The sequence below is a fragment of the Streptomyces sp. cg36 genome (genome assembly GCF_041080675.1).
GTDB lineage: Bacteria > Actinomycetota > Actinomycetes > Streptomycetales > Streptomycetaceae > Streptomyces.
Window position 1 is genome coordinate 7,290,113 of sequence record NZ_CP163520.1, and the last position, 17,477, is coordinate 7,307,589.

General features: G+C 73.0%; 14 protein-coding genes. 9 read left to right on the forward strand and 5 right to left on the reverse strand.

Going from position 1 to position 17,477, the window contains the following annotated elements; genetic code table 11:
- Positions 1-216 precede the first annotated feature (216 nt).
- Together AB5J87_RS32220 and AB5J87_RS32225 are read left to right on the forward strand one after the other, a co-directional pair.
- Complete coding sequence (locus tag AB5J87_RS32220) at positions 217-945, forward strand: hypothetical protein (protein ID WP_369381872.1); 729 nt, start codon at positions 217-219, stop codon at positions 943-945.
- On the forward strand, positions 942-1,463 hold the full coding sequence (locus AB5J87_RS32225; protein ID WP_369381874.1) for a histidine phosphatase family protein: 522 nt from the start codon (positions 942-944) through the stop codon (positions 1,461-1,463). The genes AB5J87_RS32220 and AB5J87_RS32225 overlap by 4 nt, the downstream gene beginning before the upstream one ends.
- Positions 1,464-1,498: 35 nt before the next feature.
- Here the strand turns inward: AB5J87_RS32225 and AB5J87_RS32230 are convergent, their stop codons facing one another.
- A complete protein-coding gene (locus tag AB5J87_RS32230) occupies positions 1,499-3,448 on the reverse strand; it encodes a glycoside hydrolase family 5 protein (RefSeq protein ID WP_369381876.1) in 1,950 nt (649 codons plus the stop codon).
- A gap of 263 nt (positions 3,449-3,711) precedes the next feature.
- On the opposite strand from AB5J87_RS32230, the gene AB5J87_RS32235 reads away from it, so the two are divergent.
- Positions 3,712-3,879, forward strand: coding sequence for a hypothetical protein (locus tag AB5J87_RS32235; protein WP_369381877.1), 168 nt, complete (start codon positions 3,712-3,714; stop codon positions 3,877-3,879).
- A gap of 215 nt (positions 3,880-4,094) precedes the next feature.
- On the forward strand, positions 4,095-5,720 hold the full coding sequence (locus AB5J87_RS32240; RefSeq protein WP_369381879.1) for a phospholipase D-like domain-containing protein: 1,626 nt from the start codon (positions 4,095-4,097) through the stop codon (positions 5,718-5,720).
- 27 nt (positions 5,721-5,747) lie between these two features.
- Here the strand turns inward: AB5J87_RS32240 and AB5J87_RS32245 are convergent, their stop codons facing one another.
- A complete protein-coding gene (locus tag AB5J87_RS32245) occupies positions 5,748-7,178 on the reverse strand; it encodes a lipase maturation factor family protein (protein WP_369381882.1) in 1,431 nt (476 codons plus the stop codon).
- 195 nt (positions 7,179-7,373) lie between these two features.
- On the opposite strand from AB5J87_RS32245, the gene AB5J87_RS32250 reads away from it, so the two are divergent.
- Positions 7,374-7,724 carry a VOC family protein gene (locus AB5J87_RS32250; protein WP_369381884.1) on the forward strand — a complete coding sequence of 117 codons (351 nt, stop codon included), beginning with the start codon at positions 7,374-7,376 and terminating at the stop codon, positions 7,722-7,724.
- 210 nt (positions 7,725-7,934) lie between these two features.
- On the forward strand, positions 7,935-8,471 hold the full coding sequence (locus AB5J87_RS32255; protein WP_369381885.1) for a hypothetical protein: 537 nt from the start codon (positions 7,935-7,937) through the stop codon (positions 8,469-8,471).
- Positions 8,472-8,554: 83 nt separating this feature from the next.
- On the opposite strand, the gene AB5J87_RS32260 is transcribed toward AB5J87_RS32255, so the two are convergent.
- Positions 8,555-9,658 (reverse strand): sugar ABC transporter substrate-binding protein, encoded by a 1,104-nt coding sequence (locus AB5J87_RS32260; RefSeq protein WP_369381887.1) that lies wholly within the window; start codon positions 9,656-9,658, stop codon positions 8,555-8,557.
- Positions 9,659-10,218: 560 nt separating this feature from the next.
- Here AB5J87_RS32260 and AB5J87_RS32265 point away from each other — a divergent pair.
- Entirely contained in the window at positions 10,219-12,444 is a 2,226-nt protein-coding gene (locus AB5J87_RS32265; protein ID WP_369381889.1) for an RICIN domain-containing protein, read from the forward strand.
- 217 nt (positions 12,445-12,661) lie between these two features.
- Positions 12,662-13,693: a LuxR C-terminal-related transcriptional regulator gene (locus tag AB5J87_RS32270; RefSeq protein WP_369381892.1), complete on the forward strand. Its 1,032-nt coding sequence runs from the start codon at positions 12,662-12,664 to the stop codon at positions 13,691-13,693.
- A gap of 72 nt (positions 13,694-13,765) precedes the next feature.
- On the opposite strand, the gene AB5J87_RS32275 is transcribed toward AB5J87_RS32270, so the two are convergent.
- A complete protein-coding gene (locus tag AB5J87_RS32275; RefSeq protein ID WP_369381894.1) occupies positions 13,766-14,584 on the reverse strand; it encodes an SDR family NAD(P)-dependent oxidoreductase in 819 nt (272 codons plus the stop codon).
- Positions 14,585-14,774: 190 nt separating this feature from the next.
- Between AB5J87_RS32275 and AB5J87_RS32280 the strand changes: the two genes are divergently transcribed.
- Positions 14,775-16,334: a cellulose binding domain-containing protein gene (locus AB5J87_RS32280; protein WP_369381897.1), complete on the forward strand. Its 1,560-nt coding sequence runs from the start codon at positions 14,775-14,777 to the stop codon at positions 16,332-16,334.
- 9 nt (positions 16,335-16,343) lie between these two features.
- Here AB5J87_RS32280 and AB5J87_RS32285 read toward each other — a convergent pair whose 3' ends face one another.
- Positions 16,344-16,967, reverse strand: coding sequence for a histidine phosphatase family protein (locus AB5J87_RS32285; protein ID WP_369381898.1), 624 nt, complete (start codon positions 16,965-16,967; stop codon positions 16,344-16,346).
- Positions 16,968-17,477: the final 510 nt, after the last annotated feature.

Genomic DNA, 17,477 nt, shown 5'->3' on the forward strand with positions numbered 1-17,477 from the left:
GCAGCGACGACTGACCGAGCCACCGACCGACTGGGCCGGTGGCCGCTCCCGCACGGGAGCGGCCACCGCGCCCCTCGGCCGTCCGGGTCACCACGTGGCGGCGGCCGGTGGCCGCACCGGGCGCTCCCCGGCCGACCGGGGGGCGTTTTCGGGCACACGCCGGATGTGCCGGTGCCATCCCGTGCCACCGGCGGGCGCAGCGCCTAGGCTCGGGGTGTGCTGCGCATCGTGGATCATCTGACCGGCCGGGGACCCCTGCGGATCTGCGCCCAGGTGCCGGAGGCCGACGGTCCGGGCGATCTGACCGGTCTGCGGGTGCTGCTGGCGGCCGATGTCCTCGCCCGGGTGGTGGAGCTGCGCGGCCGGGCCGTGCTGACGGGCCGGACCGGGCCGGACGTCCCGGGCGCGGGCGCCGCGGGCATCCGGCCCGCCGACGCCGCGGGCACCGCGCGGGAGATCTCCGACGCCCTCGGCGGCCCGCCGGTCCTGACTCTGGGCAGCGGCCCCTACGGCGGCGGGGGCGCCGCCTTCGCAGCGGTCGCCCCGGCGCGCCTGACCGGGGCCGGGGCCGGTGACAGCGACGACGAGGACGCGCTCGCGCTGCGCCTGCTGCTCCTCGACCGGCCCCACCACGAGCCGGCCGAGCTCACCCGGCAGGCGCTCGACGGCGCTCGGACGGCGCTGGCGCGGTGGCGGGCCGCCGTCGCGGCCTGGGCCGAGGAGCCCTCCAAACCGCTCCGCGCGGACCTGGTGAACACCGCCCGCGCCGCCCTGGAGGACGGCCTCGACACCCGTACGGCGCTGCGCCTCCTGGAGGAGCTGGAGGCCGACGGCGACGTACCGGCGGGCGCCAGGTTCGAGACGTTCGCCCGGCTCGACCGGGTCCTCGCCCTGGAGCTGACCCGCGAGATCGGCCGCTCGCCCGCCACCCGGACCCGGCCGTGAGCCCGCTGCGGCGGCTGGTCGTCCTGCGGCACGCCAAGTCGGCCTGGCCCGACGGCGTGTCCGACCACGCCCGGCCGCTGGGGCCGCGCGGGCTGCGCGACGCCCCGGCCGCAGGGCGCTGGCTCAGCGCCGCCGACTGCCTGCCCGACCTCGTCCTGTGCTCCACCGCCCGCCGCGCCCGCGAGACCTGGGAGCTGGCCGCGGCCGAGCTGGGCAGCCCGCCGCCGGTGCGCCACGAGGCCCGGCTGTACGGGGCGGGCGGACCCGAACTGCTCGACGCCGTACGGGAAGTGCCCGCCGACATCGGCACCCTGCTCCTGGTCGGGCACAACCCCGGCGTCCAGGACCTGACCCTGCTGCTCACCGGCGAGGCGCTCGGCGACACCCTGGAGCGGGCCGGGACCAAGTTCCCCACGTCGGCGATCGCCGTGCTCACCCGGCGCGGCTCCTGGTCCGACGTCGCCCCCGGCACCGCCCTGCTCACCGACTTCGCGGTACCGCGCGGGCGCCGCGACTGAGCCCGTCCGGCGGTGGCCGGGGGTTCGCCGGGCTCTCAGCGCAGCGCCCGGCAGAGCAGCGCGTCGGGACGGCCCAGGTGGCCGACCCGGGTGGTGAAGGCGAGGCCCGCCGCGTACTCGCCGTCCGCGCACTGGCCCTTGTACTGCCCGTAGGCGAAGTCGCCGCCGGGGCCACCGGGCGGGCGGTTGTCGCCGCGGTCGAACCACAGCGTGCGGGCGGCGGTGCCCAGCGGCTCCCGGGCGGGTACGCAGAGCGCCGCCGACACGGTCTCGCCGCGCCGACTGTATCCGATCATGAACTGGCCCGCCGGGCACTGGAGTTTGGTGTACCCGGAGGCCCAGTCGCCGCCGGGCGGTACGTCAGGCTCGTCCCGCACGACCGTCTGGACGCCGCCGGGTGCGCGCAGATCGCCGCCGGTGGACGTGTCCGTGCACAGCCCCCGGCCCTGTCCGTGGCCGACGCCGACGAGCCGTTCCCCGTCCGGGCAGACCGCCTTGCGCGCCCCGGAGTCCCAGTCGCCCGAGGCCAGCGTCCGCAGCGAGCGGACCGCGTCCTGGTGGTCGGGGGCGAGCATGTGCCAGGCGGGCGTCGACGGCACCGGGCCGGTCCGCTGCGGGGCGGCCAGCAGGGCGCGCCAGGCCGGTGCCCGCCAGTCGGCGCCGTCCAGGAGGCCGGTGCGGTGCCCGGCGGCGTCGTAGCGGAGCAGCGCCCAGCTGTCGCCGCCGGGCGCGCCGTGGGCGTCGGTGCTCCAGCCGACCAGCGGCCAGTACGCGAAGTCCGTGTCGGTGGCCGCGAGCCGGCCGGTGAAGTCCGTGAACCAGGTGCGGGCGGCCGGGGCGGTCTCGTCGGCGCCGGTGCCGAACTCGCTGACCCACAGCGGCGCGGTGAAGTGCCGGCCGCTCTCGGCGGAGACGAAGAACGCCTCGTCGTCGAGGGCCGCGTACAGCTGGTCGCGGGTCAGGTCCTGGTAGCGCGGGTCATGGGTCTCGCCGATGCCGGTGGCGCCGCTGTGGTGGGGGCCGGTGTAGCCGTAGAAGTGGGCCGAGTAGACGAGCTTCCCGGAGACGAGCAGGGTGTGCGAGAGCGTACGGGCGGGGGTGAGCACCGGGCGGCCGTGGGGGAGTCCGTCGGCCGGGATGCCGGTCCAGTTGATGCCCTCGACGACGATCAGGAGGTTCGGGTTGGCCTCGGTGAGGATGCGGTCGCCCGCCTCCTGGGCGGCGGCGTACCAGTCGTGGGCGTCGCCCAGGCCCCAGTTGGGGTCGTCCAGGATGTCGCGGCGCACCTCGTTGTAGAGGTCCGCGCCGACGACCCGGGCGTCGTCCCGGTAGCGGCGGGCCATGAAGACCCAGTCGTCGGCCCACTGGCGGGTGCTCTGGCGGCTGTTCCACCGCTCGTTGCCGTCCACGCCGCAGCACCAACGAGTGGTGTTGGTGTGGTTGTTGAGGATTACGGCGAGGCCCTCGCCGGTCAGCGCCGCCACCACCGCGTCGTACACCTGGAGCGGGGTGCGGCCCCGCAGCGAGGGGTTGGCGGCGAGGGCCGCGTCCGGCACCGGGGCGGTGGTGTGGATCATCTCGTTGGAGAACGGCAGCCGGACGCTGTTGAGGCCGAGCGCGCGGAAGTCCGAGACGAGCGCGGCGAGCGGGACCCGGTCGAGGCCCAGCGGGATGCCGTACGAGTCCTGGCCGCCGTGGTGGGTCGCCGGGTCGCCGATGTCGCCCGAGCCGCTCCAGGAGCCCTGCGCCCCGTCCCAGTTGGCGGCCTTGAGGCGGAAGCGGTCGCCGTCGGCGTCGACGATGTAGCGGCCCCGGGTCGAGAGCGGGGCGGTCCACGGCTCGGCGGCGGGGGCCGGTCGCGGCTCCCGTACGGATCCGGGCGCGGCCGGTGCGGGCGCGGGCGCCGCGTTCGCCGGGACGGCCAGGGCCGTCAGGGCGAGGCCCGCCGTGAGCGCGCGGCACACCGCGCGGAGGTACCTCTTCACGTCACCCTGCCTGGTCGTGGGCGGCGCACGCCGGGCAGTGACCCGGCGCGCGGCCCCGCGGCGGGTTCACCGCCCGCGGAGGCAGGGACAAGTTACCGACGGGTCGGTGAACCGGCCAGACCCGTGCCGAGGGCATGCGCCGGACCGGGCGGGCGGCGGGGCCGGGCCATCGGAGTGACGGTCCGTTGCGGTGCGCACGCACGACGGGGCGGCGTGATGGAGTTGCCGGGTCCGGCGCGGGGCCGGGACGTGAGGGGAGTGCGATGCAGGACGGCTGTCCAGGCTGCGACGACCTGCGCGCGGAGGCGCGCCGCCCGGGTGCGGACCTCGCCGATCTGCTGCTCCGCGCCCAACTGCACGAACTGGAACCGCACCCGGCCCCGCCCGCCGGGCCGCAGCGGCCCGAGTGGGACGGGCCGCGCCGCCCCTGACCCGTACCGCGCGGGCGTTCCGGAGGGCGTCGGCGCCCGGCGCCCGTGTCCGGGGGAACTCCCCGTCGTGGCCGTCCCGGTGGCCGCCGTCCGGGGTGGCGTCGGTTCTCGGCCACCCCGGGGCAATGGTGTGGCCACCTGACCTCTACTGGTTGGTAACCTCACGGGGTTGATCTTGGGCGGTTCGACCCGCCCCGACCAGAATGCGAAAAGAATTGGCACACCGTCAGCTTCGCCGCCGCACCCGTCTCGCAGGCCACCTGGTGGCCGGCTCCGTCGTCCTCGCGGTCCTGCCCGCCGCCCCGGCGCTCGCCGCCACCGGCTCCGCGCCCGCCACCGACCACCTCGACGCGGTCGAGCAGGCCCTGCGCCAGGTCTCGCCCGGTCTGGAGGGAAGCGTCTGGGAGCGCACCGCGGGCAACCGGCTCGACGCCTCCGGCGCGGACCCCTCGGACTGGCTGCTCCAGACCCCCGGCTGCTGGGGCGACGACAAGTGCGCCGAGCGGCCCGGCACCAAGCGGCTGCTGGCCAAGATGACCGAGAACATCTCCAAGGCCGAGCACACCGTCGACATATCGACCCTGGCGCCGTTCCCCAACGGCGCGTTCGAGGACGCCGTCGTCGACGGCCTGAAGGCGTCGGCCGCCGCGGGTCACCAGCTCAAGGTGCGCGTCCTCGTCGGCGCCGCGCCGATCTACCACCTGAACGTGGTGCCCTCGAAGTACCGCGACGAGCTGGTCGGCCGGCTCGGCGCGGCGGCCCGGAACGTCACGCTCAACGTGGCGTCGATGACCACCTCCAAGACCGCGTTCTCCTGGAACCACTCCAAGTTGCTGGTCGTCGACAACAAGACGGTGGTCACCGGTGGCATCAACGGCTGGAAGGACGACTACCTGGACACCGCCCACCCGGTGTCCGACGTCGACCTGGCGCTGAGCGGCCCCGCCGCCTCCTCCGCGGGCAAGTACCTGGACACGCTGTGGTCCTGGACCTGCCAGAACAAGTCGAACATCGCCAGCGTCTGGTTCGCCTCCTCCAACGGCGCCGGCTGTCTGCCGTCGCTGGCCCAGGACGCGCCCGCCACGGCCGCCGCCACCGGCGACGTGCCCGTGATCGCCGTCGGCGGCCTCGGCGTCGGCATCAGGAGCAGCGACCCGGCCTCGGCCTTCCGCCCCACGCTGCCCACCGCCGCCGACACCAAGTGCGTCGTCGGGCTGCACGACAACACCAACGCCGACCGCGACTACGACACGGTCAACCCGGAGGAGAGCGCCCTGCGCGCGCTCGTCGGCAGCGCCAAGAGCCACGTCGAGATCTCCCAGCAGGACCTCAACGCGACCTGCCCGCCGCTGCCGCGCTACGACATCCGGCTGTACGACACGCTGGCCGCGAAGCTCAACGCCGGGGTGAAGGTGCGCATCGTCGTCAGCGACCCGGCCAACCGCGGCGCGGTCGGCAGCGGCGGCTACTCGCAGATCAAGTCGCTCTCCGAGATCAGCGACACCCTGCGCGACCGCTTGGCCCTGCTCACCGGCGACAAGGGCGCCGCCCGCGCCAAGATGTGCTCGGGCCTCCAGCTGGCCACCTTCCGCAGCTCGGCCGGCCGGACCTGGGCCGACGGCCACCCCTACGCCCAGCACCACAAGCTGGTCTCGGTCGACGACTCGGCCTTCTACATCGGCTCGAAGAACCTGTACCCGTCGTGGCTGCAGGACTTCGGCTATGTGGTGGAGAGCCCGGAGGCCGCCGCCCAGCTGAAGGCGAAGCTCCTCGCCCCGCAGTGGCAGTACTCGCAGGCGACCGCCACGTTCGACTACGAGCGCGGGGTCTGCCAGGGCTGATCCCGGCCCGCCCCACCGGCCCGCCCCCTACCCCCGGCGCCGGCCCGTCTCCTCCAGACGGGTCGGCGGCAGGAAGTCGCGCACGTAGGTGCGCTTCCAGCACGCCCCGGTCTCCCGCAGCTCGCGCCATGTCGTGTAGCGGTAGCGGAAGAGGCGGGCCCGGACGTAGCGGGGCGGGCAGTCCGGCGGGAACGGCGAGCGCCGCAGCAGCCGCAGGGTGTCGCGGTCGTTGTCGAGCAGCCGTTCCACCAGCGGCCCGAACCAGGGCCGCGCATGGCCCGGGGAGAGCCCGGCGAACCACATCAGCCAGTCGAGCCGCAGATGGTACGGGGCGAACTGGCGCGGCCAGTGCCGCGGGTCGCCTGGCTTGCCCCGGAACTCGTACTCCCGCCAGTGGGCGTCCGCGCGCGGCAGCGGGTCCGCCGTGCCCTCGATCACCACTTCGAGCCGCAGCCGGCTGACGCTGCCGAACGCGCCGTAGCTGTTGACCAGGTGCAGCGGGTCGAAGGACGAGTTCATGACCTGGCGCCGCGAGAGCATGTTGCGCGCCGGGCGCACGCTCAGGAGCACCAGGAACGCGGCGACGGCGAGCACCACCACCTCGTACCAGAGCGGGGCGGCCGGGACGTCGTGGGCGCCGCCGAGCGGGGAGAAGTCCACGGCGGACAGGGCCAGCGCCACCGTCGTCCAGTTCAGCCAGGAGAAGTTGCCCGACAGGATCAGCCACAGCTGGGTGAGCGCCATCAGCGAGGCGGCGGCCGTGGCGACCGGCTGCGGGGTGAACAGCAGCACGGGCACCACGAGTTGGGTGACGTGGTTGGCGGCGGCCTCCACCCGGTGCAGCGGCCGGGGCAGACGGTGGAAGAACCAGCTCAGCGGGCCGGGCATCGGCTGGGTCTCGTGGTGGTAGTAGAGGCAGGTGAGCTCGCGCCAGCAGGCGTCGCCGCGCATCTTGATCAGCCCGGCGCCGAACTCCACCCGGAACAGCACCCAGCGCAGCAGGAACAGCACCACGACCGGCGGCCCCACCTCGTCGTTGCCGAGGAACACCGCGAGGAACCCCGTCTCCAGGAGCAGCGACTCCCAGCCGAAGGCGTACCAGGTCTGCCCCACGTTCACGATGGACAGGTACAGCACCCACGGCAGCAGCCACAGCAGCATCGCCGCCCACAGCGGCACCAGGCCGTCGGCCCCCGCCAGCAGCGCCGCCGACACCAGCACCCCCGTCCAGGACCAGAGCGCGAAGAAGCGGTCCGAGTAGTGGAGGTGGAAGACGCTGGGCGCCCGCCGAAACGGCGTCCGCCCGACGTGGTCGGGGACCGGGAGCATCCCGCGCGCGCCGATGAGGGCCCGGAACTGGCGGGCCGCGCCCAGGAACGCGACGAGGTAGACCGCGGCGAGCGCGCGCTGGAAGACCAGCCGGGCGATCCAGTAGTCGGGCGAGACGAACCACTCCACGCCCCCATTGTGACGCTGAGTGACGCCCGCGTCCTGTCGGCGTGTCCGCTCCAGCGCGGCTCGACTCGGCGCGCGCCCGGTGCCGCTAAAGTGCGGCCGGTGTGGTCGCGGGCCCGCCCCGCGGGGGGCCGGGCCCCGGGTGGCGGTGACGGGTCCGCGGCCCGTACCGCGGCGGAACGACGAAGCGAGGGCAGCATGTTCAGTGGCGCGCACGCCATCTTCTACAGCACGGACGCCGACGCCGACCGGGCCTTCATCCGGGACGTCCTGGGCTTTCCGGGCGTGGACGCGGGCCAGGGCTGGCTGATCTTCCGCCTGCCGCCCGCCGAGCTGGCCGTCCACCCCACCACCGACGAGCCCAAGCACGAGCTGTATCTGATGTGCGACGACATCGAGGCCCAGGTCGCCGAGTTCGCCGCCAAGGGCGTCGAGATCACCCGGCCGGTCGGTGACCAGCCGTGGGGCCGGCTCGCGGCGGTCCGGCTGCCCAGCGGCGCCGAGCTCGCCTTCTACCAGCCCCGCCACCCGGTCGCCCACGGCCTCTGAACGCCCTGCGCCGTCCGTACGTAAATCCAGGCAGGCCGAGGGGTTCCGGATTCATACGATGCCCTTACCCTTGGGCGGGTAGCCTCGGTAAAGAGAAGCCAAAGAGGTGCGTGAGGCCACTGTCGTCCTCACGCACCACAGCGAAAGGCACGGCTTATGGCCCTCACCTTTGCGCACAGGGTCACCGCTCGACGCGCGTCCCTGCAGGATGTGAACGCGATAGTCCGCCTGCTCTCCGGCGATCACGGGCTGCCGCCCGAGACCGCCGCCCTCGTCTCGGCCTCACAGGCCCAACTCCGGCTCATCCTCGCGCACTTCGGTCTGGAAACGGGCAAGGTGTGGGTGGCCGAGACGGGCCCCGGAGCCCCCGAGGCGGCGGCCGTGTGGATTCCGCCCGGCGTCGCCATCGACGAGGAGGAGCACAGAGCGCTGCTCCGCCTGCACGGACTGCGACCGGCCCTGATGCCCGCCCGTGACCACGAGGAGCGCATCCCGGGCGAGGAGGACCACTGGCTGCTGGCGGCCGTCGGCATCGCCCCCACGGCCCATCCGGGGGCGCTGGAAGCGGTGCTCGACCCGGTCCTGAGCACCGTGGACGCGGCGGGCCTGCCCGCGTACGCGACGGCCCCCGCCTCCTTCCGGGCGGAGCTGCTCGCCCCGTTCGGATTCGCGCCGTGCACCTCGGGGCGGACCCGCCCCGAGCCCCGGCTGCGCCGCCCGCCCAAGGGGGCGTTCGGCGGCGGCTGACCGCGCCCGACGACCGCTGCCCGGCCCCGCGTCCTGCGGGGCCGGGCAGCGGTCGTCTCGGCCGGGTGGCGACCGGGCGTCGGTTACTGGAGCCCGGCGGCCTTGCAGTCGGCCTTGTACTTCGGCGTGCAGATCTCGTCGATCGTGTAGAGGCCGTCGCTGATGACGGTGTTGCGGATGTTCGCCTTGATCACGGCGACGACCGGGACGAGCGCGGTCGGGATGTCACTGGTGGTCGGGCTGTTGGTCTTGGAGTTGGCGATCGAGACCAGGCTCTGCTTCCGGGCCAGCGCGACCGCCATCTGGGCGGCGATCGGGCTCTCCTCCGCGTACGACTTGTAGACGCTCATGTACTGCTCGCCCGCGACGATCCGCTGGACCCCGGCGAGTTCGGTGTCCTGGCCGGTGATCGGCGGCAGCTTGGTGACACCGGCGGCCTTGAGGGCGTCGATGATGCCGCCCGCCATGCCGTCATTGGCGGAGTAGACGCCGACGATCTTGTTCTTGCCGAGCGCGGCGATCGCGCTCTTCATGTTCGCCTCGGCGTTCTCGGGCTTCCACTCCTTGGTGTCGTACTCCTTGCCGATGTGCACCTTGTTGTCGAGCTCGGCGTGCGCGCCCTTCTTGAACTGGGCCGCGTTCGGGTCGGTGCGGGCGCCGTTCATCATGACGATCTGGCCGTCCTGCGCCTTGTCGCCGAGCACGTCGAGCAGCGCCCTGGCCTGTACGTGGCCGACGTCCTCGTTGTCGAACGAGACGTAGGCGTCGACCGGGCCCTCGGCGAGCCGGTCGAAGGCGACGACGGGAATGCCCGCGTCCTTGGCCCGCTGCACGGCCGGGCCGATGGCCTTGGAGTCCACCGCGTCGACGATCAGCGAGTCGACCTTCTTGGTGATCATCTCGTCGATCTGCCGGCTCTGGCGGGCCGCGTCCTGCTCCGCGTTGGCGTAGACGACCTGCCCCTTGCCGCTGGTCAGCTCGCTGACCATCTTCTCGATGAGCGGCTTGTCCGACTTCTCGTAGCGAGCGGCCTGCTTCTCCGGAAGCAGCAGTCCGATCTTGAGGTCCCGCTTCTTGCCCGCCGCGTCGGCGCTGTCGGACTTGCTCCCACCGCCGCATGCGGCGAGGGTGACGGCCATCGCGACGACACCCACGGTCATCGCTCCACGGCCGGTACGCGTGCTCACTGAAAAACTACCTCCCTGACATGGCCGAACACTTTCCGGCCGAGGTGGCTGGAAGCCAATCGCGCCCCAGAGGTTGCGTCAAGAAGTTAGCCCTTAACGAGATGACAACGGAATTTTCGGATACGAGTCGGACGGGCTTAATCTGCCTGCCAATTCGGGGTGAATCGGTCGTAGGGTTGCGATTCGATCCCTGTGAAGTTTGCTGATGGTTCGTCAATTTGACGGACGGTTGGCCAGTGGCTATGCAGCTCAGAACGGGTTGGCGTGTCTCTTGGTGATCATGTGGTCTGGTCGATTCGGGCCTGTTCTCGGCACCTTGCAATGCGATCGCAAAATGCCCATTTATTCGTTCACTTATTGAACGCAAGGCTGCTCGATTGCTTCCCAGTGGCCTATACCTCAACGGTTCGCCCCGTACCGCCCCTTAATTCACCACGTGACCGAAGGGGCCGGGCGGCGTCGGTGTCAAGAGATTGGTCCAGACCGGATGTTCGAGGTCTGAACTCTTGACGTGTCCATGGACGAGTTCTAGCTTCACGGCTTGAAGAAAGGGTGAGCCCATGACGATTCCGCCGTTCCCCACCCCGCCCGGCCCCCGCCGCCCCCGCCGAAGAGCCGTCTCCCTGGCGGCCGTCGGCGCCCTGGCCGCCTCCCTGACCACCCTGCTGGGCGCCGCCCCCCGCGCCCAGGCGGCCCCCCTGCCCGCCGGATGGGCCACCGTGACGGCCCTGCACAGCGGCAAGTGCGTGGACGCGGCAGCCGCGGGCACCGCCGACGGCACCGCCGTCCAGCAGTACGGATGCAACGGGACCGCCGCCCAGCAGTGGCGGTTCCAGACAACCTCCGACGGCTACGCGCAGATCGGCAACCGCAACGCCGCCGACCGGGTGTGGGACGTCACCGACGTCTCGGCCGCCGACGGCGCGCCCGTCCAGCTCTGGTCCTACGGCGGCGGCGCCAACCAGCAGTGGAAGCCCGTCGAGGAGCCGGGCGGCACCTATCACTTCGTCAACCGCAACAGCGGCAAGTGCCTCGACGTGCCCGGCGCCTCCACCGCCGACGGGGCGCGCGTCCAGCAGTACGCCTGCAACGGCAGCGCCGCCCAGTCCTTCCGCGTCGACCCGGCGGACGGTCCGCCGCCGAGCGGGGACGCCCCCGACCTCGGCCCGAACGTGTCGGTCTTCGACCCGTCGATGTCCTCGGCCGCCATCCAGAGCCGGCTCGACCAGGTCTTCGGCCAGCAGGAGACCAACCAGTTCGGCCCCCAGCGCCACGCCCTGCTCTTCAAGCCGGGCAGCTACCGCGTCGACGCCAACGTCGGCTTTTACACCCAGGTCGCCGGGCTGGGTCTGTCGCCGGACGCGGTGACCATCAACGGCGCCGTGCACGCCGAGGCCGACTGGTTCCAGGGCAACGCCACCCAGAACTTCTGGCGTTCCGCTGAGAACCTCTCCGTCACCCCGAACGGCGGCGCCGACCGCTGGGCCGTCTCGCAGGCCGCCCCTTACCGCCGCATGCACGTGCGCGGCGACCTCCAGCTCGACGACGGCGGCTGGTCCAGCGGCGGCTTCATGGCCGACTCCAAGATCGACGGTCAGGTGCGCTCCGGCTCCCAGCAGCAGTGGCTCTCCCGCGACAGCCAGTGGGGCAGCTGGAGCGGCGCGAACTGGAACATGGTCTTCGTCGGCGACACCAACGCCCCGGCCAACACCTTCCCCGACCCGCCCTACACCACGGTCGCGCAGAGCCCGGTGACGCGCGAGAAGCCGTTCCTGTACGTGGACGGGGCGGGCGCGTACCAGGTGTTCGTCCCCGCGCTGCGCACCGCGGGGACCGGCACGACGTGGGCGAACGGGACGCCCGCCGGAACCTCGCTGCCGATCGGCCGCTTCTTCGTCGTCAAGCCCGGCGCCACGGCGGCCGACATCAACGCGGCGCTGGCCCAGGGCAAGGACCTGCTGTTCACGCCCGGCGTCTACCACCTGAACCAGACCCTCCAGGTCACCCGCCCGGACACCGTGGTGCTCGGCCTGGGCCTGGCCACGCTGGTCCCGGACAACGGGATCACCGCACTGGACGTCGCCGACGTCGACGGAGTGAAGGTCGCCGGGCTGCTCATCGACGCGGGACCGGTCAACTCCGCGCTCCTGATGCGGGTCGGGGCCCCCGGAGCGGGCGCCCGGCACACCGCCGACCCGATCTCGCTGCACGACGTCTTCTTCCGCGTCGGCGGCGCGGGCGTCGGCCGGGCCACCCAGAGCCTGGTGATCAACAGCTCGGACGTCATCGGCGACCACATGTGGCTGTGGCGCGCCGACCACGGCAGCGGAGTCGGCTGGAACAGCAACACGGCCGCCAACGGGCTGGTCGTCAACGGCGCCGACGTGACGGTGTACGGGCTGTTCGTCGAGCACTACCAGCAGCACCAGGTGATCTGGAACGGCGACGGCGGGCGCACCTACTTCTTCCAGAACGAGATGCCGTACGACCCGCCGGACCAGGGCGCCTGGCAGAACGGTCCGACCCGGGGCTACGACGCGTACAAGGTCGCGGACCCGGTGACCCGCCACGAGGCGTGGGGGCTCGGCAGCTACTGCTACTTCAGCGCCAACCCGTCGGTGGTCGCCGAGCACGCCTTCGAGGCACCGGCCGCACCCGGCGTGCGCTTCCACGACATGGTCACGGTCTCGCTGGGCGGCAAGGGCACGATCAACCACGTCATCAACGGCCGCGGCGGCACCGCGGGTCCCGCCACCAACGTGGTGGACCTGGTCTCCGGTCCCTAGGCGGACGGCGGACGGCGGACGGCGGTGCGCCCGGGCCCGGCCGCAGCCCGGCGCACCGCCGTACGACACGTCAACCACCGCGCTCCGGCCAGCACTTGGCCGAAACCTCCCGAACCGCCGTGTGACGTGCGGCGGGTGGCGTGCGCGAACGGCCGGGCGGTGCGGGGCGGCGGGGAATTCCCGTCGCCCCCTGGTGGGCACGGGCTACGCTCGTCGAGTGACCGGGGGAGTTGAAACGATCGTCCGTACCCTGCTGGCCGAGGCGTCCGACACGGTGACCGTGCCCGATTTCGGCCGGGCGCTCTCCGACGAAGTGCGCCGGATCGTCCCGCACGACGGGTACTTGCTGGCCGGTCTCGATCCGCTGGGCCGGGCCAGCTGTCTGTTCACCAAGGAGCAGGGGTACGGCGAGGCGTCCGCGCGCCGGAGACCGGCCGAGGACGTACGGGGCGCCGAACCGCGCCCGTTCGGCCGCCGCCGCACCGGGCCCGCCCAGGTCGACGTGGTCGGCCTCGGCGCCGCCCGCCACCGCCACCGCGTACGGCTGCCCAACGTGACGGTCCCCGAGGGGTCCGGCGGCGAGCTGCGGATCGCGCTCACCGACGGCCGCACCTCGTGGGGCGGCCTGATCCTGGTCCGCGACCCGGACCGGGGCCCGTTCTCGGCCGCCGAGGCGGCGCACGCCGAGTCCCTGGCGCAGCCGCTCGCCGCCGCGCTGAGACGGTTCGTCGCCGGGACGCCGCTGCGGCCCTCGCGGCACAGCCCGACGCCCGGGGTCGCCCTCGTCGGGGCCGACGACAGGGTGACGGCGGCCACGCCCTCGGCACACGAGTGGATGCGGCTGCTGGCGCCCCTGGGCACCTCGGCCGACGAGCGGGACCTGACCGCCGCCGTCTGGAACATCGCCCATCTGGCCCGGCGCTCGGGCGGGCAGGCGCTGAGCCGGGTGCCCACCCGGGACGGCTGGGTCGCGCTCGACGGCCAGCTGCTCGAAGGCCCCGAGGCGGGCGCGGTGGCCGTCACGATCCAGCCGGCCCCGGGCCGTCTGCTCCTGCCGGCCGTCTCCGTCTGGTACGGGATCACCAGCCGGGAGCGGACCGTGATGCAGGAGGTGCTCCAGGGGCTGCCGACCAAGCACATCGCCCGCCGCCTCGCGCTCTCCCCGCACACGGTCAACGACCACCTCAAGGCGATCTACCGCAAGACCGGTGTGAACAGCAGGGAAGAACTCCTCACCGGGCTGGCCTGACGGGTCCTCCCGGGCCCGAGACCCGCCGGGCCCGGCCCACGGCCTGCCCGACTACCGTTCCGTTGCGGCCCCTCAGCCGTCGGCCGCGCGGCGCTCGACGTGGAACCCGAACGGCACGGTCCCGGGATCCAGGGCCGTCACCCCGCCGTCGACCGTGAGCACCGACCCGTTGACGAAGGACGCCGCCGGGGACAGCAGCCAGGCGATGGCCTCCGCGACCTCGCCCGGCTCGCCCGGCCGGCCCGCGGGCAGCAGCCGGGTGGCCGTCTCGTAGGCCGCGTCCACGCCGCCGTCCCCCAGTCCCGCCTCCTCAGCGAAGCGGGCCATCCGCCGGTCGGCCATTTCCGTACGCACCCAGCTGGGGCAGACCGTGTTGGCGCGCAGCCCGCGCGGCCCGTAGTCGACGGCGAGCGAACGGCACAGCTGGAGCAGGGCCGCCTTGGACGTGGCGTAGGCGGCGTTGCCCACGCCGCTCAGCAACGCCGAGACCGAGGCGACCGCGACGACCGCGCCGCGCGCTTTCAGCAGATGCGGCAGCGCACTGCGCAGCAGCAGGAACGGACCGGTCAGATTGGTCCGCATGACCAGCTCCCAGTCCTCCGGCGAGGTGTCGCCGACGGCTCCGCTGCGCCCGGTCCCGGCGTTGAGCACCAGGCCGTCGATCCGTCCGTACGCCGTCACCGCCGCGTCCACCAGCCCCTGGACCGCGGCCGGGTCGCCGATGTCGGCCGGGTGGGCCAGGGCGCCCGTCTCCTCGGCGACGCGCTCCAGCGGCTCGGGGCGGCGGCCGGAGACCACCACCGCGTGACCGGCGGCGCTCAGCAGCCGCGCGGTGGCCGCGCCGATGCCCGTACCGCCACCGGTGACGATGACAACCCGCCGCTCAGCCATACCCGTTCAGCCTCCGAAGCCGTGTGCGGACCCCGGACCGGGCCCCGATTCGATCATAGGCCGCAACGGGCAACGGCTCCACGAGTGGCGGCCGTTGCTGTGGATGGTGACGAGGAGTCTTGACGCGGCGCCGCGAGTCGCCTACTCACATACCGAGCCGCTTTGGTCCAGACCTTTTCGGGAGCCCGGTATGCGAAGATCCCTCACGCTCCTCCTCGCCCTGTTCGCCACCCTCGCGCTGTTCGTCACCGCACCCCCGGCGGGCGCGGCGGGTGGCGTCTTGGCCGTGTTCGCCAAGACGTCGGACTGGGGCACCGGCTATCAGGCGGGGTACACCGTCACCAACAACTCCAGCGCGGGCGTCAACGGCTGGACCGTGGGCTTCGACCTGCCGTCCGGTTCCACCGTCGGCAGCTACTGGGACGCACTGCTCAAGCGCGACGGCGACCACTACTCCTTCAGCAGCCGCGACTACAACGGATCCGTGGCCCCGGGCGCCAGCGCGGGCTTCGGCTTCCTGGTCTCGGGCGGCGGCCTCCCCGCCAACTGCACCCTCAACGGCGCCTCCTGCGACTCCGGCAGCGGCGGCCCGGCCCCCTCGGTGCCGGCCGGCGTCACCGTCGGCTCGCCCACCGGCTCCTCCCTCACCGTCCGCTGGACCGCCTCCACCGGCGGCTCCGGGGCGGTGTCGTACGAGGTCTCGCAGGGCGGCGCGGCCCCGGTCGCCGCGAGCGGCACCTCGTACACCGCGACCGGTCTCCAGCCCGACACCACCTACAGCTTCCGGGTGCGGGCCAAGGACGCGGCGGGCAACACCTCCGCGTACGGCGACGCGGTCAGCGGCACCACCTCCGGCTCCGGCGGTCCGGCGCCCGGCGCCGTGCGCACCGCGCCCTACGTCGACATGGGCGCCTGGCCCACCCCGAGCCTGGCGGCGGCCTCCTCGGCGAGCGGGCTGAACAGCTTCACCCTGGCGTTCATCACCGCCTCCAACTGCAAGGCGATGTGGTTCAACGCCTATGACCCGCGCACCGGCTGGGCCAAGGACCAGATCGACGCGGTGCGGGCGGCGGGCGGCGACGTGAAGGTGTCGTTCGGCGGCGCCAGCGGCGTGGAGCTGGCCCAGGCGTGCACGGACGTCAACGCGCTGTACACCGAGTACGCGGCGGTCGTCGACGCGTACCACCTCACCTACGCGGACTTCGACATCGAGGGCTCGGCGGTGGCGGAGCCCGCCTCCGTCGCCCGCCGCTCCCAGGCGCTCGCCCGGCTCCAGCAGACCCACCCGGGCCTGCGGATCTCGCTGACCCTGCCGGTCCTGCCGGAGGGGCTGACCTCCGACGGGCTCAACGTGGTGAAGTCGGCCCGGGACGCGGGCGTCGACCTCGACGTGGTCAATGTGATGGCGATGGACTACTACCGCGACACGGACTACGGCGCCGCCGCCGTGCAGGCCGCGCAGAGCACCCAGGCGCAGCTGAAGACGCTCTACCCGGCGAAGACCGACGCCCAGCTGTGGGCGATGGTGGGCGTGACGCCGATGCTCGGGCAGAACGACGACGGCCGGATCTACAACCAGGCCGCCGCCCGGCAGCTGGTCTCCTTCGCGCAGAGCCACCACCTGGGCGAACTGGCCTTCTGGGAGCAGACCCGGGACGCCAACGCCTGCACCGGCCCGCTCTACAAATGCACCAACATCAGCCAGCAGCCCTACGAGTTCTCCAAGATCTTCGCGACCTACACCGGCTGATCCGCGCCCTCAGACGCGGAATTCCGGCGGGAAACCGGTCCAGCGCAGCTCGTCGGGCAGGTGCCCCATGTCGTTGAAGAACACCACCGAGGCCGGCCGGTCCGGGGCGTAACGGATCACGGTCAGCGCGGCGTTGGCGTGGTTCAGCCCCTGCCAGCGCCACTGCGGCCCGTCGAGCGCGGCCCGCACCAGATGGCCGATGAGGAAGTTGTGGGTGACGACCAGCTCGTGACGGGGCTGGTCGCCATCGACGGGCCGGGCGAAGCGGGCCAGCGCGGCCGGTGCCAGCTCACGGCCGCGCTCGCTCATCTCCGGCGGGAACCGCGCCAGCCGGTCGAGCATCGAGTCGGCCCACTGCGGCGGCAGTTCCTCCTTGCGCGGTACGTAGGGGATGTAGTCCCCGGCGAGCTCCGAGGACTCCAGCGGGACCCCGTCGAGCTCGCCGTGGAGGAGCCGCGCGGTCTCCGCCGCGCGCGCCAGCGGGCTGTGGATCACCGCCGACAGCGGGGCGGTGCGCAGCCGCCGGCCGAGCAGCACGGCCTGGCGGCGGCCGTTCTCGGACAGTCCGCTCTCGTCGGGCAGCGCCTCGCCGTGCCGGGCGAGGTAGAGGTGGCGGGTTGCCGTCGCGGCCATGGGTGCGGTCCTCCGGGAATGTGCCGTGGTGCGCGGTGCGATCTTGCGCGTGCTGGTGTCCGGAGGGACGCGGACGCCGGGCGCGCGGTTCCGCTTGCGGGTGCGGGAGACCGGCCGATGCCCCGGCGGACCGGCTGCGCACCGCGCCGCCGGTCCGCTCAGCGGACCGGAACCGGGCAGGCATAACAGCGGTTTCGGTCCGGTTTCCTGTTGCCACCCGCCACCCCCGTGGGCGGGTGGCAACAGGGAATCGGACCGGAACGCGCTGGTCCGGAGGGGTGGGCCGGGTCACCGTGCGCGGGACCGCGGGCCATACGCATATGCACATGGCAAGGTTCGATGGCTGATATTCAGCCAGCCGCCCTGTCCGGTCCTGGCCTTGACCACCTCTGCCGACACAGACTGCCCCGAGGCCGACCGCTGGTCTTGTACGAAGGCGCACTGCCTCGCCGGATTCCGGTCGGCGGAACACGCGCATGGTGAGGAGAGGGTTGCAGGTGGAGGCCAAAG

What these genes read in the sequence shown, in the direction of transcription:
- AB5J87_RS32275 (WP_369381894.1), bottom strand. Translation starts at nt 14,584, where the DNA reads ATGGCTGAGCGGCGGGTTGTCATCGTCACCGGTGGCGGTACGGGCATC.
- AB5J87_RS32265 (WP_369381889.1), top strand. Translation starts at nt 10,219, where the DNA reads ATGACGATTCCGCCGTTCCCCACCCCGCCCGGCCCCCGCCGCCCCCGC.
- AB5J87_RS32235 (WP_369381877.1), top strand. Translation starts at nt 3,712, where the DNA reads ATGCAGGACGGCTGTCCAGGCTGCGACGACCTGCGCGCGGAGGCGCGC.
- AB5J87_RS32285 (WP_369381898.1), bottom strand. Translation starts at nt 16,967, where the DNA reads ATGGCCGCGACGGCAACCCGCCACCTCTACCTCGCCCGGCACGGCGAG.
- AB5J87_RS32280 (WP_369381897.1), top strand. Translation starts at nt 14,775, where the DNA reads ATGCGAAGATCCCTCACGCTCCTCCTCGCCCTGTTCGCCACCCTCGCG.
- AB5J87_RS32250 (WP_369381884.1), top strand. Translation starts at nt 7,374, where the DNA reads ATGTTCAGTGGCGCGCACGCCATCTTCTACAGCACGGACGCCGACGCC.